This window comes from Cypionkella sp. (assembly GCF_036782355.1).
Lineage (GTDB): Bacteria > Pseudomonadota > Alphaproteobacteria > Rhodobacterales > Rhodobacteraceae > Cypionkella.
Genome location: NZ_DAIPZF010000002.1, coordinates 39,639 through 61,048, shown reverse-complemented (window position 1 = coordinate 61,048; position 21,410 = coordinate 39,639). Strand labels below are relative to the sequence as shown.

General features: G+C 61.1%; 23 protein-coding genes. 3 read left to right on the top strand and 20 right to left on the bottom strand.

Annotated features, from left to right (window positions below; translation table 11 throughout):
* Genes V7Q10_RS01330 through yajC form a run of 10 tightly spaced genes read right to left on the bottom strand, consistent with a single transcriptional unit; the run spans position 1 to position 6,509 of the window.
* Entirely contained in the window at positions 1–396 is a 396-nt protein-coding gene (locus V7Q10_RS01330; protein ID WP_333867234.1) for a hypothetical protein, read from the bottom strand.
* On the bottom strand, positions 393–926 hold the full coding sequence (locus V7Q10_RS01325; RefSeq protein WP_333867233.1) for a DsbE family thiol:disulfide interchange protein: 534 nt from the start codon (positions 924–926) through the stop codon (positions 393–395). Before V7Q10_RS01325 ends, V7Q10_RS01330 begins: the two co-directional genes overlap by 4 nt.
* Complete coding sequence (ccmD, locus tag V7Q10_RS01320) at positions 919–1,080, bottom strand: heme exporter protein CcmD (protein WP_333867232.1); 162 nt, start codon at positions 1,078–1,080, stop codon at positions 919–921. Before ccmD ends, V7Q10_RS01325 begins: the two co-directional genes overlap by 8 nt.
* Positions 1,077–1,805 (bottom strand): heme ABC transporter permease, encoded by a 729-nt coding sequence (locus V7Q10_RS01315; RefSeq protein ID WP_333867231.1) that lies wholly within the window; start codon positions 1,803–1,805, stop codon positions 1,077–1,079. Before V7Q10_RS01315 ends, ccmD begins: the two co-directional genes overlap by 4 nt.
* An 8-nt stretch (positions 1,806–1,813) precedes the next feature.
* Positions 1,814–2,470, bottom strand: coding sequence for a heme exporter protein CcmB (gene ccmB, locus V7Q10_RS01310; protein WP_333867230.1), 657 nt, complete (start codon positions 2,468–2,470; stop codon positions 1,814–1,816).
* Positions 2,467–3,093, bottom strand: coding sequence for a heme ABC exporter ATP-binding protein CcmA (gene ccmA / locus V7Q10_RS01305; protein ID WP_333867229.1), 627 nt, complete (start codon positions 3,091–3,093; stop codon positions 2,467–2,469). Before ccmA ends, ccmB begins: the two co-directional genes overlap by 4 nt.
* A 54-nt stretch (positions 3,094–3,147) precedes the next feature.
* Positions 3,148–3,504, bottom strand: a complete 357-nt coding sequence (locus V7Q10_RS01300; protein WP_333867228.1) for an Mth938-like domain-containing protein — start codon at positions 3,502–3,504, stop codon at positions 3,148–3,150.
* A 4-nt stretch (positions 3,505–3,508) separates the two neighbouring features.
* Complete coding sequence (gene secF / locus V7Q10_RS01295) at positions 3,509–4,486, bottom strand: protein translocase subunit SecF (RefSeq protein ID WP_333867227.1); 978 nt, start codon at positions 4,484–4,486, stop codon at positions 3,509–3,511.
* Positions 4,487–4,497: 11 nt separating this feature from the next.
* A complete protein-coding gene (secD, locus tag V7Q10_RS01290; RefSeq protein ID WP_333867226.1) occupies positions 4,498–6,165 on the bottom strand; it encodes a protein translocase subunit SecD in 1,668 nt (555 codons plus the stop codon).
* Between the two features lie 11 nt (positions 6,166–6,176).
* On the bottom strand, positions 6,177–6,509 hold the full coding sequence (gene yajC / locus V7Q10_RS01285) for a preprotein translocase subunit YajC (protein WP_333867225.1): 333 nt from the start codon (positions 6,507–6,509) through the stop codon (positions 6,177–6,179).
* A gap of 206 nt (positions 6,510–6,715) precedes the next feature.
* Here yajC and serS point away from each other — a divergent pair, with 206 nt between their 5' ends.
* Both serS and V7Q10_RS01275 read left to right on the top strand, forming a co-directional pair.
* Positions 6,716–8,005: a serine--tRNA ligase gene (gene serS, locus V7Q10_RS01280; RefSeq protein ID WP_333867224.1), complete on the top strand. Its 1,290-nt coding sequence runs from the start codon at positions 6,716–6,718 to the stop codon at positions 8,003–8,005.
* The gene (locus V7Q10_RS01275; protein ID WP_333867223.1) at positions 7,983–8,366 is read left to right on the top strand and encodes a DUF6404 family protein; all 384 of its coding nucleotides are present in this window, start codon (positions 7,983–7,985) and stop codon (positions 8,364–8,366) included. The genes serS and V7Q10_RS01275 overlap by 23 nt, the downstream gene beginning before the upstream one ends.
* An 82-nt stretch (positions 8,367–8,448) precedes the next feature.
* Here V7Q10_RS01275 and der read toward each other — a convergent pair whose 3' ends face one another.
* From der to V7Q10_RS01250, 5 genes are all read right to left on the bottom strand, one after another.
* On the bottom strand, positions 8,449–9,918 hold the full coding sequence (gene der, locus V7Q10_RS01270) for a ribosome biogenesis GTPase Der (RefSeq protein ID WP_333867222.1): 1,470 nt from the start codon (positions 9,916–9,918) through the stop codon (positions 8,449–8,451).
* Between the two features lie 47 nt (positions 9,919–9,965).
* On the bottom strand, positions 9,966–11,306 hold the full coding sequence (locus tag V7Q10_RS01265; protein WP_333867221.1) for a PQQ-binding-like beta-propeller repeat protein: 1,341 nt from the start codon (positions 11,304–11,306) through the stop codon (positions 9,966–9,968).
* A gap of 36 nt (positions 11,307–11,342) precedes the next feature.
* Complete coding sequence (locus V7Q10_RS01260) at positions 11,343–12,002, bottom strand: hypothetical protein (RefSeq protein ID WP_333867220.1); 660 nt, start codon at positions 12,000–12,002, stop codon at positions 11,343–11,345.
* Between the two features lie 110 nt (positions 12,003–12,112).
* On the bottom strand, positions 12,113–13,951 hold the full coding sequence (locus V7Q10_RS01255; protein ID WP_333867219.1) for an ABCB family ABC transporter ATP-binding protein/permease: 1,839 nt from the start codon (positions 13,949–13,951) through the stop codon (positions 12,113–12,115).
* A gap of 178 nt (positions 13,952–14,129) precedes the next feature.
* The gene (locus V7Q10_RS01250) at positions 14,130–15,503 is read right to left on the bottom strand and encodes a LysM peptidoglycan-binding domain-containing protein (RefSeq protein ID WP_333867218.1); all 1,374 of its coding nucleotides are present in this window, start codon (positions 15,501–15,503) and stop codon (positions 14,130–14,132) included.
* 97 nt (positions 15,504–15,600) lie between these two features.
* Between V7Q10_RS01250 and V7Q10_RS01245 the strand changes: the two genes are divergently transcribed.
* Complete coding sequence (locus V7Q10_RS01245; protein WP_394971457.1) at positions 15,601–16,164, top strand: TIGR00730 family Rossman fold protein; 564 nt, start codon at positions 15,601–15,603, stop codon at positions 16,162–16,164.
* Between the two features lie 54 nt (positions 16,165–16,218).
* Here the strand turns inward: V7Q10_RS01245 and V7Q10_RS01240 are convergent, their stop codons facing one another.
* The 5 genes from V7Q10_RS01240 to V7Q10_RS01220 form a co-directional block, all read right to left on the bottom strand.
* Positions 16,219–16,818, bottom strand: a complete 600-nt coding sequence (locus V7Q10_RS01240) for a superoxide dismutase (RefSeq protein ID WP_333867216.1) — start codon at positions 16,816–16,818, stop codon at positions 16,219–16,221.
* A gap of 131 nt (positions 16,819–16,949) precedes the next feature.
* The gene (locus tag V7Q10_RS01235; protein ID WP_333867215.1) at positions 16,950–17,501 is read right to left on the bottom strand and encodes a sarcosine oxidase subunit gamma; all 552 of its coding nucleotides are present in this window, start codon (positions 17,499–17,501) and stop codon (positions 16,950–16,952) included.
* A complete protein-coding gene (locus V7Q10_RS01230) occupies positions 17,494–20,502 on the bottom strand; it encodes a sarcosine oxidase subunit alpha family protein (RefSeq protein ID WP_333867214.1) in 3,009 nt (1,002 codons plus the stop codon). Before V7Q10_RS01230 ends, V7Q10_RS01235 begins: the two co-directional genes overlap by 8 nt.
* Entirely contained in the window at positions 20,499–20,822 is a 324-nt protein-coding gene (locus V7Q10_RS01225; RefSeq protein WP_333867213.1) for a sarcosine oxidase subunit delta, read from the bottom strand. Before V7Q10_RS01225 ends, V7Q10_RS01230 begins: the two co-directional genes overlap by 4 nt.
* Positions 20,816–21,334, bottom strand: coding sequence for a hypothetical protein (locus tag V7Q10_RS01220; RefSeq protein ID WP_333867212.1), 519 nt, complete (start codon positions 21,332–21,334; stop codon positions 20,816–20,818). The genes V7Q10_RS01225 and V7Q10_RS01220 overlap by 7 nt, the downstream gene beginning before the upstream one ends.
* Between the last annotated feature and the right edge of the window lie 76 nt (positions 21,335–21,410).

Genomic DNA, 21,410 nt, shown 5'->3' with positions numbered 1-21,410 from the left:
CTAACCACAGCTCAGATCAATCAGCCGCGTCGGCCACAAGGTAAAGGCCGCGCCATCCTTGCCACGGCAGGTCAAGATCGGGCGGTTATAGCCGTTGTTGTGAAACAGGCATTCAAAGCCCACCGGCCCCTGCGCCCCTGTCATCAGAGTGTTGATCTCAAACGCCGGGCCAAAGCCCATCTGCAAGGGCGCGCCCTGACAGGCACGGATCGCCACGCCCTGCCCCAAGGGCAGAATGCTGACCCGATCGTTCAGCAAGCGCTGCGCGCCATCGCGCCCGACACGCTCATAGATACCTGTGAAATAAGGCGGCCCCGGCGTGCCCGGCTTGGCTTCGACGCTGGGGGCGGCGCTGGAGGCGGCCAGCAGCAAAACCGCCAGCCACCACAGCTTCATTTGCCCAAGGCCTTGTCCAACTCTGGGCGAAAGCGTTGCTCGTAATCGCTGCCGACCATTGGGCCGATGAACTTATAGGCGATGCTGCCGTCGCCGCGCAGAATAAAGGTCTCGGGCGGGGCGGTGACACCCCAATCAAGCCGCGTCTTGCCCTTGGGATCAAAGGCGATGGCGGCAAAGGGATTGCCGTCTTCTTGCAAAAACGCCGCCGCCTTGCCGGCATCATCCATCATATTGACGCCAATGATGCGAATGCCCTCGGCTTGCAGCTTCAGCAAGGTCGGGTTCTCGGCACGGCAAGGCGGGCACCAGCTGGCCCAAAAGTTCACCAAAACCACATCGCCGCGCCGCAGATCGGCATCGGTGACACCGGCAAAGCCTGCAAGCACGCCCGCGCTTAGGCTGGGGGCCTGTTTGTCCAAGAACACCGATGGAATGTCTTCGGGGTTCTGCCGCTGCATGCCGACATAAAACACCACCGCAAGGCCCAGAAACAGCGCAGGCGGCAAGAACATCAACCACTTACCCATTGCTCTTCTCCTGCCGCGCTTCCACCTCGGCCAAGGCGCGCTTGACCGCCGCCCCGCGCCAAAGTGACCAAGCCACCAGCGCCAGCAGAATAACCACCGAAGCCGCATAAGACCCGATCACCGCGCCTGCGTATTTCCCAAGTTCCGGCATCATGCCAAACGCTCCCTTGCCAGCAGCGCCGAAAGCCTGCGCGCGCGAATTTCCGTCCGTGTCCGCAGCAAGACCAGCGTCACAAACAACAGCACAAACCCCGCGATACAGACCAGCAGCGGCAGCCAATAAACATCCGAGACATGCTCGGTCTTATCCATCGACAGGCTGGCGCCCTGATGCAGACCTTGGTTCCAAAACAACACCGCATAGCGGCTGAGAAAAGCAAAGACCGACCCCACGATGCACAGCACACTGGTCAAATCGGCGGCGGTGTCTTTATCCTCGACCGCCTCCCACAGCGCCAGATAGCCCAGATAGAACAGCGCCAGAATAAGGAAAGACGTCAGCCGCGGATCCCAAGCCCACCAGGTGCCCCACATCGGCTCGCCCCAGATCGCCCCTGTCACCAGCCCGATCACGGTAAAGGTCAGACCCACCGGCGCCGCCGCCTTGGCACTCAGAGCGCTGACATGATGCCGCCTGATCAGCCAGATCAGACTGGTCACCAGCATCATCATCCAAGCCGAAATCGCCATCATCGCGGCGGGCACATGCAGATAGATGATCTTGACGGTCGAGCCGAATTTATCGGCGTCGGGGGTGAAAAAGAACCCCCAGATCAGCCCCACCACCAGGCAAAGCAAGGCCAGCCCCGTCACCCAAGGCAGCAAGACCCCCGAGGTTTGCATGAAGCGTTTCGGATTGGCATATTCCCAGATCGACATTCCTACCCCTATCGTAAATTCACGCGGATCGCTGCCGCCGCCGCAAAGGGCAACAGCGCCAAAGATCCCGCCGTAATCGCCGCCAGCAGCGCCAAGGGTGTTGCTACCGCCAAACCCTGCGCGCCGCGCTTCACAACTTCGGCACCAAAAATCAGCGTCGGCATGTAAAGCGGCAGCACCAAAAGGCTCATCAACAGCCCGCCGCGTTTCAACCCCACCGTCAGCGCCGCACCAAAGCTGCCGATCACCGACAGCGCTGGCGTGCCCAAAGCAAGACTTGCCAGCAGCCAGACATAGCCCTCGGGCGCCAAATTCAACAAAAGCCCAAGGATGGGCGAGACCACAACCAAAGGCAGCCCTGTCACCAGCCAATGCGCCGCAGATTTCACCGCCACCACGCCTTCCAGCGGCATCGGCGAGGTCGCCAGCAGATCCAGCGATCCATCCTCGAAATCCAGCGCAAAAATCCGGTCCAGCGACAACAGGCACGACAGCAGCGCGCCCACCCATAAGATCCCCGGCGCAATCCGCCCCAGCACCGCCTGCTCTGGCCCCACGCCCAAAGGCACGATCACCGCCACCAGCAGGAAAAACGCAAGCCCCAGCCCAAAGCCGCCGCCTGCCCGCATCGCAAGCCGCATGTCACGGATCAACAGCGCCTTCATTCAAATGCCTCATCAAAAGCGCCAATGCGCCCGCCCATCTGCGGCGCGCGCGCCTTATAGGGGGTCAGATCCAGCACCTCGGCCTCTAGCCCCAGATCAATATGGGTGGCAATCAGCGCCGATCCGCCCTTGGCCAGATGCCCGCGCAAAACGCCGGCAAAAAGCGCCACCGATGCGGTATCAAGCGAGACCGTCGGCTCGTCCATCACCCAGATCGGACGACCTGTCACCAAAAGCCGTGCCAACCCCAGCCGCCGCTTTTGCCCCGCCGACAGATTGGCCGCGCGCCGATCGGCCAAGGCTTGCAAATTCATCGCCGCCAAAGCGCTGTCGACATCGCCGCCGCCATAAGCACTGGCCCAAAAGGCAAGGTTCTCGCGCACGCTTAACACGGTTTTGATCCCGTCGGCATGGGCGGCATAGGCCACAGCTTCGGGGCCGACCTCGACCGTGCCTGCCAGCGCAGGTTGCAGCCCCGCCAGCGTGCGCAGCAAGGTGGTCTTGCCAATGCCATTGGGCCCGCGCAGCACCAAAGCCGCACCGGGGGCCAGCGCAAAGCTTACCCCCTCCAGCACCGCAATTCCGGCGCGCGCAACTGTCAGATCCTGAACCCGCATTTCCATCCCTCACCCCTACCGCAGCCTGCGCCTTCGCGAAAGGGGGCGCGACAACGCGTCTTAGGGAACCGGCAGCACCGCCGCCGCGATCCGCCGCCCCTCGCCCAGCAGCACGTTATAGGTGCGGCAGGCGGCAGGCGTGTTCATCGGCTCGACCCCGATGCCCGCCTCTTCCAAGGCGAGGCGAAAGCCGCGCGGAATCACCGAAACCTCGGGGCCCAAGCCCACCAGCAGCACATCAATCTTGCCCGCAAGCGACAAGGGCGCGGCCATATCCAGCAAGCCGCCCCAAGCGCCCGCATCCCATGGCGTAATCAGCGACGCCCCGCGCAGCACATGGGTGCCGACGCGGAAAAACCCCGGCCCATAGCTTTCAATCGCCAGCGCCGAGCCATAGGTGATTTCGGTCAAGCGCATCAGATCACGCGTCGATATTGGCGAATTCATGGTCAGACGGGCGACCATTCTTCGGCTTATCGCTGCGATCCAAACCGATCATCAGCACGATGTTCTTGGCGACATAGACCGAAGAATAGGTGCCCAAAACGACGCCGATAAAGATTGCAAAGGAAAATCCACGGATCACATCGCCGCCAAACACCAGCATCGCCCCCACCGCAATCAGCGTGGTCAGCGATGTCATCAGCGTCCGGCTTAGGGTCTCGTTGACCGAAAGGTTCATCACCTCTTTCAACGGCATGGTTTTGTATTTGATCAGGTTTTCGCGCAGACGGTCAAAGACCACCACGGTATCGTTGATCGAATAGCCCAAGATCGTCAGCAGCGCCGCGATGATCGTCAGATCGAATTTAATCTGGAACAGCGCGAAAATCCCGACCGTGATGAAAACATCATGCAGCAGCGCCAGCACAGCACCCAAGGCAAACTGCCATTCAAAGCGCATCCAGATGTAAAGCATGATCAAGATCGAAGTCGTGGCCACCGCAAGCACCGAGGTTTTCACCAATTCGCCCGAAACCTTTGGCCCCACGGTTTCCACCGATGGAAACTTGATCGCCGGATCCAAAGCGGTCAGCGCCGCCTGAACCGCGCCTACGGCCTCTTCGCCGACCGCTTGCTCGGCATCGGCAGAAGACACCCGCACTTGCGCCACATGCTGATCGGCGCGGAAGGTTGGATCAAACACTTCGGTAATGACGACATCGCCAATCGCCAAGCCGTCAAGCGCCTTGCGATAGGCGCCGACATCAACCGCTTGGGTCGACTCCGTGCGGATCGTGGTGCCGCCTTTGAAATCAATGCCGAAATTCAGCCCATACATGCCCCAAAACACAAAGGCCGCAACCATAAGCGCCATCGAGCCGCCAAAGGTCAGCCATTGGATTTTGAAAAAGTCGATATTGGTTTTTTCGGGTGCAAGCCGCAAACGCCAAGCCATGAGGTCTCTCCTTACACCACAATCGTTTTTGGCTTACGCCAGTTGAACCAGAATTCGACCAAGAACCGCGTCACAAAGATCGCGCTGAACACCGAGGTGATAATGCCGATCCCCAGCGTGACGGCAAAGCCGCGCACGGGGCCAGCCCCAAGGAAGAACAGCACGCCCGCCGTGATGAGCGTGGTCAAGTTGGCGTCGATAATCGCACTCATCGCCCGCTCGTAGCCAATCTCGATGGCGCGCGCCGGGCTTTTCTGGATGCGCAGCTCTTCGCGAATACGCTCGAACACCAGAACATTGGCATCCACCGCCATGCCGATGGTCAGCACGATTCCGCCGATGCCGGGCAGCGTCAGGGTGCCGCCAATGCTGGCCAAAACCCCAAAGATCAGCGCCATGTTGACGACAAGCGCGATATTGGCAAAGACCCCGAACAACCCGTAGCAGGCGATCATAAACAGACCCACCGCCACAATGCCGATCACCGCAGCCTTTTTGCCCGCGTCGATGCTGTCTTGCCCCAATTCAGGGCCAACCGTGCGCTCTTCCAGGAAATTCATTTTCGCAGGCAAAGCCCCTGCCCGCAGCAAAACCGCCAGATTGGTCGATTCTTCCAAGCTAAAGTTGCCGGTGATGATGCCAGAGCCGCCGGTGATCGCCTGATTGATCCGCGGTGCGGAAATCACCGCGCCATCCAGCACAATCGCAAAAGGCTCGTTCACATGCGCGCCGGTGTATTCGCCAAACTTGCGCGCGCCCGAGACGTTGAACTTAAAGCTCACCGCAGGCTGGCCGTTTTGGTCAAACGATGGCTGCGCGTCGGTCAGCTCTTCACCGCTGACAACGGCCTCGTCCGAGATGATATAGTAAAGCCCCTCTTGGTCCGCCGCAGGCAGCAGCGAATTGCGCGGGCCGGGGTCGGCTGCGGCATTGGTGGTTTGCTGCACCACGGGGTTAAAGGTCAGCTTGGCCGTGGTGCCGATCAGCGCTTTGAGTTCTTGCGCCGAACCAATGCCGGGCACTTCGATCAAGATCCGGTCAGTGCCTTGGCGCTGAATTGTAGGCTCGCGGGTGCCGGCCGCATCAATCCGGCGGCGCACGATTTCAAGGCTTTGCTGCATGGTGCGGTTGTCTGTCGCCACCCGCTCGGGCTCGGACAGCTGCACCACAACCTCCGCCCCCTCGGCCGTGACCACGATGTCGTCTTGACCCACACCTGTCAAACTGGCGACCGGCGTTGCCAAAGTCGCCACCTTGGCAACCGCCACCGAAATCTGATCGGCATTGGCAATCTGCACCCGCAGCACACCAGGTGCCGAAGGCATCCGTCGCACCGCCCCGACCTGATCGCGCAGATCCCGCAAAGCGTCGCGCACCTGTGGCCACATCGCATCAATGCGCTGGCTATAGACGTCAGCCACCTGCACTTCGGCCAGCAAATGCGCACCGCCGCGCAGATCAAGCCCCAGATTGACCAAGGCCGAAGGCAATGCCTGCGGCCATTGCGCCAAAGCCGCGCTTTGGTCCGATGTTGCCACCCCGCCCGCCGCTGCAATCGCAGTGGCCGCGTCATTATGCTGTTCAACTTTGGAATAGAACAGGTTCGGAAGCGAAGCCGCCAAGCCCCAAGCACAAAGGGCAAGGATCAAAAGGCGCTTCCACAGCGGCGTGTACAACATCGGAAATCCGTTCAGGCAGCGTTAGCGGGTTCGGTTTTATTCATCACTTGCACGATGGTCTGCTTCAGCACTTTGACCTTCACGCCATCGGCAATTTCGACTTCCAGCACGCCGTCGTCATTGACCTTGCTGACTTTGCCAAGGATGCCACCTTGGGTCAAAACCTGATCGCCGCGACGCAACGCATCGACCATGGCCTTGGCTTCTTTCATCTTTTTCTGCTGCGGACGGATCATCAGGAAATACATGATCGCAAAGACCACGGGCAAAATCAGCAACTGGCCAAAAGCCGAGCCACCAGCAGCGCCACCGGCGGCCTGAGCGAAAGCGGGGGATACGAACATAGGCGTCCTCTCTGTCATCTTTGGGGAAAAACCCCTGTTTTCTCGGGCCGCACCCTAGACGCGCGCGCGGCGATAGGCAAGGCAGACAAGCCTTGGACCCCATCTAAGCAATGTTGCGGCAAATGCCAGAGCAAAGCGCCGCAACCCTTCCCCTTTGGTGTCAAATCGGGCATAGACAGGACCAAATCCTTGCCAAAGAGGCTGACATGCACGACATCCGCGCCATCCGTGAAAACCCTGCCGCTTTTGAGACAGCCCTGAACCGCCGGGGGCTGATTGGGCTGACAGATCAAATTCTTGGCATCGACGAATCCCGCCGCGCCAAGATTTTGGCCTCGGAAACCGCGCAGGCCGCGCAAAACGCCGCCTCGAAAGAGGCAGGCGCCGCGAAAGCCCGCGGCGATGACGCCGAATTCACCCGCCTGCGCGACTTTGTCACCAAGCAAAAGGCCGAGATTGCCGCCATGGCCGCCGAGGCCGCCGAACTGGACAGCGCGTTGCGCGATCTGCTGATGGGCATTGCCAATCTGCCGCTGGACGAGGTGCCCGATGGCGCGGATGAAGATGACAATGTCGAGATTCGCCGCTGGGGCAATCCGCGCGGCTTTGACTTTACGCCTGTCGAGCATTTCGAAATTGCCGGCATCAAGCCCGGCATGGATTTCGAAACCGCCGCCAAACTGTCGGGCGCGCGCTTTGTGGTGCTGAAAGGTGCCGTCACCCGGCTGCACCGCGCTTTGGCGCAATTCATGCTTGATACCCATATCGACCAACACGGGCTGACCGAGATGTGGACGCCGGTTCTGGTCAAGGACGAGGCGATGTTTGGCACCGGCAACCTGCCGAAATTCGCCGATGACGCCTATCAGACCACCAATGGCTGGTGGCTGATCCCGACATCAGAAGTGACGCTGACCAATACCGTGGCGGGCGATGTGCTGGACGAAACCGCCCTGCCCATTCGGATGACCGCGCATAGCCAGTGCTTTCGCTCGGAGGCGGGTTCGGCGGGCAAAGACACCTCGGGGATGCTGCGCCAGCACCAGTTTGAAAAGGTCGAGATGGTCACCATCTGCACGCCTGACACAGCGCTTGGCGAACATGACCGCATGACGAAATGCGCCGAAGCCATTCTGGAAGCGTTGGAAATCCCCTATCGCACCATTGTGCTTTGCACCGGTGACATGGGCTTTGGTTCGCAAAAGACCCATGACATCGAGGCTTGGTTGCCGGGGCAAAACCGCTACCGCGAGATCTCCTCGGTCTCGACCTGCGGCCAGTTCCAAGCCCGCCGGATGAACGCCCGCTTTAAGGCAGCAGGTGGCAAGCCCGAGTTTGTGGCCACGCTGAACGGATCGGGGCTGGCGATTGGGCGCTGTCTGATTGCGGTGGTCGAGAATGGTCAGAACGCCGATGGCTCGGTGGATCTGCCCGCGGTGCTGCACCGCTATTTGGGCGGCAAGACCCGGATCAGTGCCGCTGGCGATTTGGAATAACGCCGTGGCGCAGTCTGACTTTGACCGCCGCTATGCCGCAGCCCAGGCCGAGATGGCCAAGGCTGGGGTAAAGCCGGGCAGCGCCAACCCGCCCTTGCTGTGGCTTGCGGCGCTTTTGGGCCTGCGGATCCGGCCAGTGCCCTATCAGGGGGTTTTGGCCAGCATTCTCAGCTTTGGTCTGTTTTTTGCACTGGTCTGGGGCGGCATTATGTATCTTTGGGTGTGGCGCGGTCAAGCGATGCCAGTTTTGCTGGTGGTTAATCTTGCGGTGCTTGCCGGCCTGATTTTTGGCAGCTTGATGACGGCGCTGACACGGTTTCAAAACCGCGGCAAACCTCTGAGCCGCTGGCAAGATCTGTAGCCAGCGCGGCTGAGATCGGCCGTAGAATTGGATATTTGAACCAAGATGAAAGAACGCCGCAGAGAGTATCTGCGGCGTTGTTTTATTGTCCGGTGTTCTTTTCTTTGTGTTTGCGCAGGCGGCTTGGGGTGTGGAACTTGGGGTTGCGGAAGGGGTTTTTGTCGCCCTGGCCGCGGAAGGTCACCCGAATGGGCGTGCCCGGCATATCGAAATGCTCGCGCAGGCCGTTGACCAGATAGCGTTTGTAGCTTTCGGCCATCTCGTCGGGGTGGCTGCACATCACGATATAGCCCGGTGGGCGCTGTTTGACCTGGGTCATGTAGCGCAGCTTGATGCGCTTGCCGCCCGGTGCCGGTGGCGGGTGCGATTCGACCATGGCCCCCAGCCAAGTGTTCAGGCGCGCGGTGGGGATGCGGCGGTTCCAGACCGCATGGGCCTTGAGGATCGCCTCGTGCAGACGGTCAAGGCCGCGGCCGGTTTTGCCCGAGACCGTGATCATCGGCGCGCCGCGCAACTGTGGCAGCAGGCGGGTGAACATCTCTTTCAGCTCGGCCAGCTTTTCCTGCTTTTCGTCTTCCAGATCCCATTTGTTGACCGCTACCACCACGGCGCGGCCTTCGGTTTCTGCGAAATCGGCGATGCGCAGGTCTTGCACCTCGAAGGGGATATCGACATCGAGCAGCACCACCACCACCTCGGCAAAGCGCACCGCGCGGATGCCGTCAGAGACCGAGAGCTTTTCCAGTTTTTCGTTGATACGGGCGCGTTTGCGCATGCCTGCGGTATCGAAAATCTTGATCGGCGTGCCCAGCCAATCGGCGCGCACCGAGATCGCATCGCGGGTGATGCCAGCCTCGGGGCCGGTCAGCAGGCGGTCAAAGCCGAGGATCTTATTGATCAGCGTTGATTTGCCGGCATTGGGGCGGCCGATCACCGCGATTTGCAGCGGCTTTTTCGCGGTGGGGCGGAAGCTTTCTTCGTCTTGTTCAAGCTCGGCCTCTTCCTCGGTCAGATCGACGTCGATCTCGGGGGTGTTTTCGGCCTCGCGCTCGGCGAACTCGCCCTCGAGCGGTTTGAGCAGGCGGTAAAGATCATCCATGCCCTCGCCATGTTCGGCAGAGATCCGCAGCGGCTCGCCCAGACCCAAAGACCAGCCTTCAAGCGCGCCCGCGTCGCCGGCTTTGCCTTCGGCCTTGTTCACCGCCAAAATAACCCGCGCGCCTTTTTTGCGCAGGATATCGGCGAAGGTCTCGTCCGAAGGGGTGACCCCGACACGGCCGTCGATCACAAACAGGCTGACATCGGCCATATCGACGGCGCGTTCGGTCAAGCGCCGCATCCGGCCTTGCAAGCTGTCATCGGTGATTTCTTCCAGACCGGCGGTGTCGATCACGGTAAAGCGCATGTCGAACAGCTTGGCATCGCCCTCGCGCAGATCGCGCGTCACGCCGGGCTGGTCATCGACCAACGCCAGTTTGCGCCCGACAAGGCGGTTGAAGAGCGTCGATTTGCCCACATTGGGGCGGCCGACGATGGCAAGGGTAAAGCTCATTGCATGGGTCCAGACATAAGAAGCGCTCTCCTTACACGGCCCAAGCGCTAACGGAAAGCGTGAAGTTGCCCATTGCCACCAACAACGAACAGCATCCCGCCGGCAAGTGCGGGTGCCGAGGCAGCGCCGCCCGGAATGTCGACACTGCTGACCACTGCGCCAGAGGCCGGATCAAACAGCCGCAACTGCCCGTCAGAGGAGACGACAGCGATATGCCCACCTGCCAGCACGGGGCCGTAATGGGCATAGATGCGCTTGAGCTTTTTGGGTTTGTCTTTGACGAAATAGGGCATCTCGCTGGCCCAGATCAGATCGCCGCTGGCCGCATCAAGCCGCACCAGACGCGCGTCATCGCTGACCACAAAGACCGAGCCTGCCACCACCAAGGGCGGGTTCAGTGCGCCTTCGGTGGCGAGCCATTTGCGCGTGCCAGTGGCAGCATCTGCGGCAATGGTACGACCTGCGGCGGTACCTGCATAGATCACACCACCGATGACCACCGGATCGCCGGTGACATCGCCAAGCGCTGCATAGGCGCGGCCCAGCCTTTGGCCTGCAACCGCGGCAATCCATTTTGCACTGCCCGTTTTGGCGTCAACCGCTTTGATCTCGCCGCTTGCGAAGGGCAGGATCACATCGCCGCCTGAAATCGCGGGTGAAGCCGAGCCGATCATCCCCGCCGAGAGCCCCGTGCCCTCAACGCTCCACAAGATCCGGCCAGTGTCGACCGAAACCGCCAAAGCGCCGCCATCTGCGCCCATGGCGTAAACGGTGCTGCCCGAAACCGTTGGCGCGCCGCTGGTGGGGGCAGCAAAGGCCTGCCGCCACAAGATCGCGCCAGAGCTTGCGTTCAGCGCCACCAATTCGCCTGCGCCTGTGGTGGCAAACAGCCTTGTACCCTCGACAGCAAGACCACCGCCGGTGACAGCCTTCCCACCGCGCGCGGCCGCAAGATCGGCTTGCCAAAGCACCGCACCCGCCATCGACACAGCCGAGACCTTGCCACCCGCATCCATCACAAACACCTGCCCGCCGGACACCACCGGCGAGGCCGTGATCCTTGCGCGCTGCGTATTTCCCGCACCGATGCTGACACTCCAGATCTTTTGCGGCACCACAGACAGCTGGCCATTGCCCGCCGTATGCTGGGTCGAGCCGCCGCGATGGGTCCAATCGGCAAAGCTGCGCGCCGCAGGCACAGCAATCGGCACCGCGCGATTTTCGACGCCAGCGGGAGCGGTTGGTGCGGGCTGGCCCTCGACCACAAGCGAGGCTTGCAGCGGCGTGCGCAGATCAAAGCGTTCGCCTTGCAAGATCACATCGCGCTCGCAGGCACTCAGCCCAAGACAAAGCACAATTGCCGAAACTCCGATTTTTGCACCTGTCATAGTCTCAGCCCCCAGAAAAACCCATTAACCTGTCGATCAGCCTGCGGCTGCGGCCTTGGCCTCGGGCGGCGTGCCCCCCAAAGCCGTGATCATCTGCGCCGCACGCGTGCGCAGACTGCTGGGCGCATCCTGATCTTGCATCAGATCGCCAAAGGCTGTGATGGCCGCGTCGGTCTTGCCTTCTTCGACAAGCAGATAGGCAAGCTGCTCATTGGCAAGGGTGCGAAAGGCGCGACCGGGCACGGCCAAATCTTGCAAGACCACACGGCGCTCGGCCAGCGGCTGATCTGCCCCTGCCAGCATCACAGCGCGCAGGCTGGCCAGATCGCGGTAAAGCTGCGGCTGGCTGGCATCGGCGGCAAGTGCCTGCAAATCGGCCAAGGCTTTGGGCTTATCGCTTTGCGCCGCTGCCAGCAGCGCCTTGGGGGCTACTTGGCCGCCATCACTTGCCAAAGCGGTCAGGGCCGTGGCGCGCTCTGCCGGTGTCGGCTGGGCAAGGGCTGCCTCCAGCGCATCGCCAAAGCTTTGCGCCCGCGCGGCCGTCTGCGCCTTGCTCCATTCGTTATAGGCGGTGCCGCCGACAATCGCCACAACGGCCAAAGCGCCGATCCAGCCATATTTGCGAAACATCGCAAACAGCTTGTCGCGACGGACTTCTTCGGTGACTTCGTCGATAAAACTATCGGGATTGCTCACGCCTGCGTCTCCTTTGCAGCGCGGCCAAAACCGCGCCTTTACCCTTTGGCTTCAGTCTTACACGCGAAGCCTGCAACTTGCCAAGCCCCGCGCCAAGAAACCGCGTGGCTTTAGGCTGCGGCTTGCTCTTCTTCCTCGGCGGTTTGGCGCGCCCACATCGCGGCATATTTGCCTTCGCGCGCCAAAAGCTCTTCATGCGTGCCGCGCTCGCTGACTTCGCCGGCCTCTAGCACCAAGATCATATCGGCATCGGCAATCGTCGACAGCCTATGCGCAATGGTGATGACCGAGCGCCCCTCGCCCATCGCAAGCAAGCTTTCCTGAATGCTCTGCTCGGTCTGGGTGTCCAGCGCGCTTGTCGCCTCGTCCAACACCAAGATCGGCGGGTTCTTCAGCAAGGTGCGCGCAATGCCCACCCGCTGCTTTTCGCCGCCCGACAGCTTCAGCCCGCGCTCGCCAACCGAGGTTTGATAGCCCTCGGGCAAAGACATCACAAAATCATGGATCTTGGCGGCTTTGGCTGCGGCAATGATATCGGCCTCGGATGCCCCCGCACGGCCATAGGCGATGTTGTAATGGATGGTGTCGTTGAACAAAACCGTGTCCTGCGGCACCACCCCGATCAGCCCGTGCAGGCTGGTTTGGGTGACATCGCGCAGATCTTGGCCGTCGATTTTGATCGCACCACCAGTGACATCATAAAACCGGAACAACAGCCGCCCAATCGTCGATTTGCCCGAGCCCGAAGGCCCGACCAAGGCAATGCGCTGCCCCGGTTCCACCCGAAAGCTGACGCCCTTCAGGATCGGGCGCGAGGGGTCGTAATCAAAGCGCACGTTGTCAAATTCAACCAAGCCGCCCGTGACCACCAAAGCCGGCGCATCGGGTTTGTCTTTCACCTCGGCAGGTTGTTCCAGCAGATGAAACATCGCCGCCATATCCACTAATGCCTGCCGGATTTCGCGGTAAACCGTGCCCAGAAAGTTCAGCGGCATGGTGATTTGAATCATATAGGCGTTGACCATAACGAAATCGCCCACGGTCAAGCTGCCAGCCCGCACGCCCATCGCCGACATCACCATGACAGCAATCAAACCGCAGGTGATCAGGAAAGATTGGCCCGCGTTCAGCACCGACAGGCTTTGCCCGGTGCGCACGGCCAGAACCTCATAGGCGGCCATGGCTTTGTCATAACGCTCGGCCTCACGGGCCTCGGCGTTGAAATATTTGACGGTTTCAAAGTTCAAAAGACTGTCGATGGCCTTTTGATTGGCATCGGTGTCTTGGTCGTTCATCTGCCGACGGATCTGCACCCGCCATTCGGTGACCTTGAAAGTATAGGTGACATAGATCGTGATCGTGGTGACCACGACCACCATATATTGCCAACCAAAATACAGCGCAAAGATGATCGAGACCAGCGACAGTTCCAAAATCAAAGGCCCAATCGACAGCAGCATAAAGCGCAGCAAGAAATCGACGCCCTTGACCCCGCGCTCGATCACACGGCTTAGACCGCCGGTCTTGCGGGTGATGTGATAGCGCATCGACAGGCGGTGAATATGGGTAAAGGTTTCCAGCGCCAGCTTGCGCAGCGCGCGTTGCCCCACCCGCACAAAGACCACATCGCGCAGCTCGCCCATCGCCACCGAGCCAAAGCGCGCAAGCCCGTAAGCCACGGTCAATCCAACCGCCCCCATGCCCAGAATCGTCGCCTCGGACGGAGTTTTGCCGACCAAGACATCGACCGCCTGCTTATAGATAAACGGCATGGTGATCGCCACCAGCTTGGCCAAAAGCAAAAACACCAAGGCCGCGACGACGCGGCGCTTTACCCAAGTTTCGCCCTCGGGCCAAAGATAGGGCGCCACGCGCCGCATGGTCTGAAACCCCGAGCCATGCTCTTCGCCCTTGTCGCTTGACAGGGCCCCTGTTGTCACCTTGCGCATCGTTCTTCCTTCACCGCTTGGGGCCTGCCCCTGTGCTTGCAGCCGATCTAAGCGCTTAAACCGGACAGTTCAATCCAGCTTGAACAGGGCTTTGGCAAAAGCGGGCCTTGGGACGAAAGAGGCCACCCCGAAGGATGGCCTCTGGCTGTTGTGCAAAACTTGTCACGAAACCCGCGCGTCAGGGCAGCGTCGGGATAGTGAACACCTGCCCTGGATAGATCAGATCAGGGTTTTTGATGCGGTCTTTGTTGGCGTTAAACACCTGCACATACATCACGCCATCGCCAAACTCCTGCTTGGCAATGCCCCAAAGCGTAAAGCCGGGCTGCACGGTGATGGTAACGCTTGGCGTTGTGGTGACGGGGGTTTCGGCTGTGGGCGCAGCTGGTGCGGCGGCGGCAACCGACGTAGCCTCTGCCACCGCGGGCTGCTCGGCGGCGGCGACAGGCGCCTGCACCTCGGTCACCGCAGCTGCGGGTGCGGGTGCGGGTGTGGCAGGGGCAATCGCCGCGGATTCTGTCGCCGCAGAAGCCGGTTCTGCGGATGCGGGCGCGGCAGAGGCAACCGCTGCCGGTTCAGCCAAGGCCGCGACCTCGGAACTGGGCTCGGGCGCAGCTGCGGCTGCAACGGCGGCCAAAGCCTCAAGCGTTTCGCGCTTGAATGGCGTTTCAAAGCGCGCGGTGACCTTGCCATCTGCGCCCAATTGATCGACGCGCAGCGTATAGACCCCCGCTGCCACATCGGTCAGCACCGCCTGCCAGCTTGCATCTGCACCCACCGCCGTCTCGGCCACGACGGCCTGATCCAAATACACTCGCAAGCCACTGCCCGCCGCGCCGGTGCCGCCCAACTGTACCGCGCCATCTGCGCCATAGGTGATGGTGTCAAGCGTGACCCCGCCGACAGCTGCGGGCTCGGCTGAGGCTGAGGCTGAGGCTGAGGGTTGCACCACCTTGACGCCCTCGGGCGCAATCAACAAAGCGGCGGGAGCCTGCGCTGCCAAGGGTTCGGCCGCATCGGTGACAGGCGCCTCCGCCGTGGCCACCAAAGCCTCGGGGGCGGCAAAGGGCGCGATCACCAGCTCGACCTCACGCGTGACGCCCTCTGAAGTCTTGGCCACCACCCGCATAACCCGTGGCTCTGGCGCAGGTGCAATGTCAAACAGGCCAACAAAATTGCCGCTGGCATCGGCTGTCGTCACCGCCAGCGCCGCCTCGGCCATTAAAAAGCTGATCTCATCGCCCGCAGCCGCCATGCCCGCGATGGTGGTCGCCCCATCCGCCGCAACGCGCACCAAGTCGATCTTAAGCGCTGCCGGTTCAACGGCGGCCACAACGGCGGCCTCGGGGACCGCAGCCGCAACCGGTGCCTCGGCGACCGCAGCCGCAGTCTCGGGGGCCGCAGGCACAGCCGCGACGTCTGGCGCGGGCGCAAGCGCCGGGGACTCTGGGGCTGCGCCAAATCCGAAATAGACAGCAATCGCCACAAGCACCGCAACACCAACACCAACACCACCCCGCGCCTGCGCGCCCATCTTCGACCAAGCCGTCATCACATTCCCCTGATTTCGCGGGGCCTGTTCCGACCCCTGCTTTCCTTAGCCTAAGAACCCCGATATCACAGCGCAACGCAACCTTATTCAGAAGGATATGCCCATGCAGGCCGCCCAAAAATCAATCTGTGTCTTCTGCGGCGCGCGCGCAGGCACCCTGCCCGCCTATACGCAGGCCGCCCAAGCCATGGGAAAGGCGGTGGCGGACAGCGGCTGGCGGCTGGTCTACGGCGCGGGCGATGTTGGGTTGATGGGCGAAGTTGCGCGCGCGGCGATGGCCGCAGGCGCGCCCTGTCTTGGGGTAATTCCAACCCATCTGATGGCGCTAGAGGTTGGCAAACGCGATCTGACGCAGTTCATCATCACCGAAAACATGCACGAGCGCAAAAAGGTCATGTTCATGAACTCGGACGCCATCGTGGTGCTGCCGGGCGGCGCCGGCAGTCTGGACGAGTTTTTCGAGGTGCTGACCTGGGCGCAGCTGGGCCTGCACAGCAAACCGATTTTTCTTTTGAACACAGAGGACTATTGGCAGCCCCTGCTTGTGCTAATGGATCACATCATAGCCCAAGGCTTTGCCTCGGCCAGCATGCGTGATCTGTTTGCCGTGGTGGACAGTGTCACGGCACTAACCCCTGCGCTGACCGCGGCTATGGCCTAACAAAAAGGCCTGCCAGATTGCTCTGACAGGCCCAATAAGTCTGACGTTCCGCGCTTACATGCGGGCCGCGACTGCTTCCCAATTGACCAGCTTGTCCAAAAAGTTCGACAGGTAAGCTGGGCGCTTGTTGCGGAAATCGATGTAGTAGGAATGCTCCCAAACATCGCAGCCCAGCAAGGCTTTTTGGCCAAAGCACACAGGATTGACGCCGTTTTCGGTCTTGGTGACCTTCAGGCTGCCGTCTTTGTCGACCACCAACCAAGCCCAGCCCGAACCGAACTGACCCGCACCGGCTGCGGCGAAATCTTCCTTGAACTTCGCAACCGAGCCGAAAGCCTCGACCAAAGCGGTCTCAAGCACGGTTGGCATCGCCTTGCCGGCAGGGCCCATCACTTCCCAAAACAGGTTGTGATTCCAATGCTGCGAAGCATTGTTGAAAATGCCGTTCTGCGCGACAGAGCCTGCCACATAGGTGCCAGCCACGATCTCTTCCAGCGATTTCGCTTCCCACTCGGTGCCAGCAATCAGCTTATTGCCGTTGTCGACATAGGCCTTGTGGTGCAGGTCGTGGTGAAATTCCAGCGTTTCGGCGGACATGCCAAGGCCAGCCAAAGCGTCATGCGCATAGGGCAGATCGGGAAGCGTAAAAGCCATCGGAGTATCTCCTGTTCAGATGTGATTTGGCGTCAATAACTGCGCATGGACGCCATTGGTCAAGGGCAGAAAGCGATATCTGCCCGTCATATATAAACCTATGCCGCATTTTCGCGCTTACAAGGGGCAGCTTAGTCCAGCTCGCTGCCCGCCATCGCCGAATGCGACAACAGCCCCATGACATAAGACGCCACCGAGCGGAAGCAGACCAGCGTATAGCCATCGTCCTGCGCCCAAAAAGCAGCCGCCACTTGCGCGGTGCGGGTGCGGCGCAGCTCTTTTGGCCCCAGCTTGGCGAAATCGACGGGAGCAAGTTTGGCGATGACCTGATCGGCCTTGCCGCCTTGCACGCGAAACACCGCCCGCGCGTCCGAGACCACAACCGCAAGATAATGCTCGCCTTTCAGCGCCTTATCAATCGCAGCCATCGCCGCGTCGGTTTGATCATAGGGCAGCACCAGCAGATATTCATCCGGGCTCATCCAAGCCGCAGCCTTATCGCCTGCAACCTCGATCTGGCGCTGCGCGGGCAGGCCAAGCCCGACCGCCGCCTTGACCGCCTTGGCCAGCCCCTTGACATCGGGCTTGGCGCGCAGAGTGATCATCCCCAAGGGGCCGATTTCCGAAATTTTGGCAAAGCCGTCAAAAGACGCATGGCCCAAAGCACTGACCGGATTAGACATTCGGCTTTTCTCCCTCTTTGTCATAAAACACCGGATCCACGACGCGCGCTTTCACCCGCCCGCCTGTCACCGTGTTGAACTCGACGATATCGCCGATCCGGTCCAAGCCGCCGTGGATCAAGCCCATGGCGATGCCCCGGTTCAAGGTTGGGCTGTGATAGGTCGAGGTGACGCGGCCTTGGGTGTTGCCCTGGCCATTGGCATTGCTGCCCGCCGCCACAATATAGCTGCCGTCTGGAACAACCGATCCGTCCAGCGTCTCAAAGCCCGCAAGTTTCCAGCGATCCGCACTGGCCAAGAACACCCGTTCCTGCCCGCGCTTGCCCAAGAAATCGGCCTTCTTTTTCGAAATCGCCCAGCCAAGGTTCAAATCTTGCGGAATAACCGTACCGTCGGTCTCGTCGCCGATCATGATAAAGCCCTTTTCGGCCCGCATGATGTGCAAAGCCTCGGTGCCATAAGGCATCGCGCCAAACTCGGCCCCCGCCTCATGCAGCTTGGCCCAAAACGCAGCGCCCATGCTGGCGGGAACCGCGATTTCATAGGACAGCTCGCCCGAAAAGCTGATCCGGTACACCCGTACAGGAAAGCCACCCAAGCTGCCGTCCGCCCAAACCATAAACGGCAACGCCTCTTTCGAGACATCCATCCCGCCCAGCTTTTCCAGCAGTTTGCGGGCATTGGGGCCAACAACCGCCACTTGCGCCAATTGCTCGGTGATATTGGCGGTATAGACCTTCCAATCCCACCATTCGCATTGCAGCCAATCTTCCATCCAAGCATGGATGCGATCTGCCCCGCCCGAGGTGGTGTGGCAAAGCCAGGTTTCCTCGTCAATCCGCGCCACAACACCGTCGTCTGACAAAAAGCCCTGCTCGTTGCACATCAGACCATAGCGGCATTTGCCCACTGGCAGCGTGCTCATCACGCCGGTGTAAAGCATATCCATAAAGCGGCCCGCATCGGGGCCTTTGACGATGATCTTACCAAGCGTCGAGGCATCCAAAAGCCCCAGCGCGGTGCGGGTGTTGTTGACCTCGCGGTGCACCGCCTGCTCGTGGTTTTCGCCAGCCCGCGGGAAGCAATAGGGCCTGCGCCACAGACCGACCGGCTCCATATAGGCGTGATTGGCCTCGTGCCAGGCATGCATCGGGGTTTTGCGCAAAGGCTGAAAGATCTCGCCGCGCGATTCCCCCGCCAAAGCGCCCAAAGTCACGGGCACATAGGGTGGGCGGAAGGTGGTGGTGCCAACGCGCGGAATCTCTTCATTCAAAGCCTCAGCAAGAACGGCCAGACCGTTGATATTGCTAAGCTTACCCTGATCTGTCGCCATGCCCAAAGTGGTATAGCGCTTGGTGTGTTCAACGCTTTCATAGCCTTCGCGCACCGCCAGTTGCACATCCGAGACTTTGACATCGTTCTGATAATCCAGCCACATCTTGGCCTTAAGCGCATGGCCCGCGCCCTGCGGCATGATCCAGACCGGCTCCATCGCCTGCTCGATCACCGCATCGGCGCTTGCGGCCTTGGCCTCGGCCTGCATGCCAACAGCGGCACAGGCCGCAGCCGCGCCGCGTGCGGCATCGGCCAAGGTTTCGGCAGTCGTCATAGCACCATTGGCAGCGCCCACCGCCACGACCATGGCAAGACCGTCTGCTCCGGTTGGCGGACGCATCACATCCGGGCGGAAGTGCTGATTGACCTTGTCCCAGACCAGCTTGCCGCCACAATGGCTCCACAAATGCACGACCGGAGACCAGCCGCCCGACATCGCCACGGCGTCACACAGAATCTCTTCCAGAACGGCGCCCTCGCCCGCCTGCGCGCAAAGCTGCACGCCGGTGACACGCTTGCCGCCCTTGACCTTGGCAATCGCGGTGCCCGTGGCCACCCGAATGCCCAAAGCGCGGGCTTTTTCCGCCAAAGCCCCAGAAACCGTGCTGCGCGCATCCACGATGCAGGGCACCACAAGACCGGCTTCCACCAAGGCAATCGCGGTGCGATACGCGTCGTCGTTATTGGTCACAACCACGGTGCGGTCGCCTGCCGAGACGGCAAAGTTCACCACAAACTCGCGCAAAGACCCCGCCAGCATCACGCCGGGAATATCATTGCCCGCAAAGGACAGCGGCCGTTCAATCGCCCCCGTCGCGGTGACGATTTGCGCCGCGCGAATGCGCCACAAGCGGTGCTTTGGCCGCCCGTCGCCGGGGGTATGGTCTGCGACCTTTTCATCGGCCAAGACATAGCCGTGGTCATAGACCCCGACACCGGCGCAGCGCAGCCGCAGGGTGACATTCTCCATCGCCTCGAGCGCGGCCACGGTGGCGTTGATCCACAGGTCTGCCGCAGCGCCTTCGATCTGGTCGCCATCAACAGGTGCGCGCCCGCCCCAATGCGGGGTTTGTTCCAGCACGATCACCCGCGCACCCGCCTGCCCAGCAATCAGCGCTGCCTGCAAACCGGCAATACCGCCGCCCACAACCAGCAGGTCGCAAAAGGCATAGGCCTGCTCGTAGCGGTCAGCGTCGCGCTGGGTTGGCGCGCGGCCAAGCCCTGCCGAGGCGCGAATGATCGGCTCGAACAGATGCTTCCACGCGGCGCGCGGATACATGAAGGTTTTATAGTAAAACCCGCCCGGCAAGAACCGCGCCAGCGCGTTGTTCACCACGCCGACGTCATAGTCGAGGCTTGGCCAATGGTTTTGGCTGGCAGCCTCTAGGCCTTCGAAAAGCTCGGTGGTGGTGACGCGCTGATTGGGTTCAAACCGCCCATCGCGCCCCAGACCGACCAAGCCGTTTGGCTCTTCCGGCCCTGCGGCCACGACCCCGCGCGGGCGGTGGTATTTGAACGACCGCCCCACCAGCATCTGGTTATTGGCCAGCAGCGCCGAGGCAAGGCTATCGCCCGCATAGCCGCGCATGCGCTTGCCGTTAAAGGAAAATTCGGTTGACGCAGAGCGGTCAATCAACCGCCCGCCCTTGTGAAGCCGAGTGCTCATTTGTAGCCCTTCCACTCCGGCCGTTTGGCCTTGATCTTATCTTGCAGTTCGGCCGGTGGGGCCGAGGATTGTGCGGCATAGGTGCCAAAGACTTCCAATGTGGCGGTGTCGCGCGCCGCCAAAAACCACTTGCCGCAGCCATAGGTGTGACGCCAGCGTTCAAAATGCACGCCTTTGGGGTTTTTGCGCGCAAACATATAGGCCTCGAACTCTTCGTCCGAAGACCCCGGACCAAAGCGTTTCAGATGCGCCTCGTAGCCGGGCGAGAGTTCGGTTTCTTCGGCTTTGACGCCGCAATAGGGGCATTCAAGGATCAGCATGGAATCGCTCCACATTTTGCGAGTTCTACGGGAATATCACCAAAGGCCCAGATCAGCGTGCCAAGCAGCACCCAAAACCCCTGCACTTGCAGGGCGCGATGATGTCTTTCGTTCAAGATGCGCATCGCCAAGGGCAAGCTCAGTTGCAATTCCTTGGCCTGCGCGGTCAATTTTTCGGCCAGACTGATCTGTGCCGCAAGCCTGCGGGCGCGCATCACGCTGGCACGGTCGCGCGCGGGTTTGGCGATCTCGGCGCGCACATCTTCCAATTCAAGCGCTGCCGACTTGCGCCGCATCGCCCACCAGTCATCCGAAGTACGCGGATCAAAGAAATAGGTATAGGCCGCAGCGCCGGCCACCACGGCACCCGCACGCGGCAACCAAAGGCCGCGCATGAAGTAATCCATCACGATGCCTAAGGACAGGATCGACACGCCCCAGCTGTGGTAAAACCACGCGGTGCGGTCCTCCAGATAGCGGCCAAGCCAGGTCTGATGATGCCTAAACCTCAATGCGCCACCCCAGCGGCAACCGATTCGTCGATGAACTGGCCTTCTTTGAAGCGCCACATATTGAAGGCCTCGGCCA

What these genes read in the sequence shown, in the direction of transcription:
- V7Q10_RS01330 (WP_333867234.1), bottom strand. Translation starts at nt 396, where the DNA reads ATGAAGCTGTGGTGGCTGGCGGTTTTGCTGCTGGCCGCCTCCAGCGCC.
- V7Q10_RS01325 (WP_333867233.1), bottom strand. Translation starts at nt 926, where the DNA reads ATGGGTAAGTGGTTGATGTTCTTGCCGCCTGCGCTGTTTCTGGGCCTT.
- ccmD (WP_333867232.1), bottom strand. Translation starts at nt 1,080, where the DNA reads ATGATGCCGGAACTTGGGAAATACGCAGGCGCGGTGATCGGGTCTTAT.
- V7Q10_RS01315 (WP_333867231.1), bottom strand. Translation starts at nt 1,805, where the DNA reads ATGTCGATCTGGGAATATGCCAATCCGAAACGCTTCATGCAAACCTCG.
- ccmB (WP_333867230.1), bottom strand. Translation starts at nt 2,470, where the DNA reads ATGAAGGCGCTGTTGATCCGTGACATGCGGCTTGCGATGCGGGCAGGC.
- ccmA (WP_333867229.1), bottom strand. Translation starts at nt 3,093, where the DNA reads ATGGAAATGCGGGTTCAGGATCTGACAGTTGCGCGCGCCGGAATTGCG.
- V7Q10_RS01300 (WP_333867228.1), bottom strand. Translation starts at nt 3,504, where the DNA reads ATGCGCTTGACCGAAATCACCTATGGCTCGGCGCTGGCGATTGAAAGC.
- secF (WP_333867227.1), bottom strand. Translation starts at nt 4,486, where the DNA reads ATGGCTTGGCGTTTGCGGCTTGCACCCGAAAAAACCAATATCGACTTT.
- secD (WP_333867226.1), bottom strand. Translation starts at nt 6,165, where the DNA reads ATGTTGTACACGCCGCTGTGGAAGCGCCTTTTGATCCTTGCCCTTTGT.
- yajC (WP_333867225.1), bottom strand. Translation starts at nt 6,509, where the DNA reads ATGTTCGTATCCCCCGCTTTCGCTCAGGCCGCCGGTGGCGCTGCTGGT.
- serS (WP_333867224.1), top strand. Translation starts at nt 6,716, where the DNA reads ATGCACGACATCCGCGCCATCCGTGAAAACCCTGCCGCTTTTGAGACA.
- der (WP_333867222.1), bottom strand. Translation starts at nt 9,918, where the DNA reads ATGAGCTTTACCCTTGCCATCGTCGGCCGCCCCAATGTGGGCAAATCG.
- V7Q10_RS01265 (WP_333867221.1), bottom strand. Translation starts at nt 11,306, where the DNA reads ATGACAGGTGCAAAAATCGGAGTTTCGGCAATTGTGCTTTGTCTTGGG.
- V7Q10_RS01255 (WP_333867219.1), bottom strand. Translation starts at nt 13,951, where the DNA reads ATGCGCAAGGTGACAACAGGGGCCCTGTCAAGCGACAAGGGCGAAGAG.
- V7Q10_RS01250 (WP_333867218.1), bottom strand. Translation starts at nt 15,503, where the DNA reads ATGACGGCTTGGTCGAAGATGGGCGCGCAGGCGCGGGGTGGTGTTGGT.
- V7Q10_RS01245 (WP_394971457.1), top strand. Translation starts at nt 15,601, where the DNA reads ATGCCCATGCAGGCCGCCCAAAAATCAATCTGTGTCTTCTGCGGCGCG.
- V7Q10_RS01240 (WP_333867216.1), bottom strand. Translation starts at nt 16,818, where the DNA reads ATGGCTTTTACGCTTCCCGATCTGCCCTATGCGCATGACGCTTTGGCT.
- V7Q10_RS01235 (WP_333867215.1), bottom strand. Translation starts at nt 17,501, where the DNA reads ATGTCTAATCCGGTCAGTGCTTTGGGCCATGCGTCTTTTGACGGCTTT.
- V7Q10_RS01230 (WP_333867214.1), bottom strand. Translation starts at nt 20,502, where the DNA reads ATGAGCACTCGGCTTCACAAGGGCGGGCGGTTGATTGACCGCTCTGCG.
- V7Q10_RS01225 (WP_333867213.1), bottom strand. Translation starts at nt 20,822, where the DNA reads ATGCTGATCCTTGAATGCCCCTATTGCGGCGTCAAAGCCGAAGAAACC.